The organism is Streptomyces sp. IBSBF 3136, from assembly GCF_036815105.1.
In the GTDB taxonomy this organism is placed as follows: domain Bacteria; phylum Actinomycetota; class Actinomycetes; order Streptomycetales; family Streptomycetaceae; genus Streptomyces.
Genome location: NZ_JAJSZC010000472.1, coordinates 1 through 1,012 on the forward strand (window position 1 = coordinate 1; position 1,012 = coordinate 1,012).

Sequence of the window (1,012 nt, forward strand, 5' to 3'; positions counted from 1 at the left end):
TGCTCGCCGACACCCTCCGCTCCGGCGGGGGCGACTTGCCGTAGGCCGGGCCGCCTCACGATCGCCGCCGGCGCCGAGTCGCGAGGTGAACTCCTCCATCGAACCTCGGAGTTGCTCGCCGACCGGATCGGGTGTCCGCTGGTTCAGTTCCCGGGCGGGCATCTCGGGACCCTTGAGCACCCCGTGGAGTTCGCCGATCTGCTCGCCGACACCCTCCGCTCCGGCGGGGGCGACTTGCCGTAGGCCGGGCCGCCGGTAAGGCGTCGTCAGGACTCGCGTTCGGCCTGGCTGCGCTCCACGCAGAACTCGTTGCCCTCGGGGTCGGCGAGGACCACCCAGCCGGTGCCGTCGGGGCGGCGCCGGTCGTCGACCTGGGTGGCGCCCAGGGCGAGCAGCCGCTCGACCTCCTCGTCGCGGCTGCGGTCCTGGGGCTGGAGGTCGAGGTGGACGCGGTTCTTGACGGTCTTGGCGTCCGGCACGGTGACGAAGAGCAGGCCCGCGCCCTCGATCAGGGCCATCTCGTCGCCCGGGTGGTCGTCGTCGTGCAGGGGCTGTTCGAGCACCTTCGACCAGAAGCTGCCCAGGGTGTAGGCGTCGGCGCAGTCGACGGTCACGTGCTGGATCTTGGAAGTCATGGACGGATTCTGGTGGACGGGGGTGCCGACGGCAACGACGGACGTCAGTCGGGTGCCACCGACCACGAAGCGTCCTCGGGCCCGTCGGCCGGCGCCGTGAAACGGAAGCGCCGGAGCCGTCCGGTGGCCCAGTGGATGGTCAACTCCCGCTCCGCGCGCACCTCGACGGTCACCAGTTCCGCGAGGGGGACGGCGTCGCGGTCCGCGGTGAGCCGGGCGACGGCGACGAACAGGGTGGGCGACCCGCCGGTCACCCCCGTCACGCCGGCCCCGTCGGTCAGGGTGTGACCGTCCGTCAATCCGTGCGCCGCGAGGAGTTCGGTCTGTTCGTCCTCCCCCGCCACCCACCCGGTGACCCGCACCTCGGTGCCGGGGGC

1 protein-coding gene and 1 pseudogene are annotated in these 1,012 nt (G+C 72.5%); both read right to left on the reverse strand.

The genetic code is table 11. From position 1 onward, the window contains the following. Positions 1–266 precede the first annotated feature (266 nt). Complete coding sequence (locus V7E45_RS40290; protein WP_333779247.1) at positions 267–635, reverse strand: VOC family protein; 369 nt, start codon at positions 633–635, stop codon at positions 267–269. Between the two features lie 44 nt (positions 636–679). Then, positions 680–1,012: pseudogene (locus tag V7E45_RS40295) on the reverse strand (DUF2264 domain-containing protein); the annotation flags it as partial.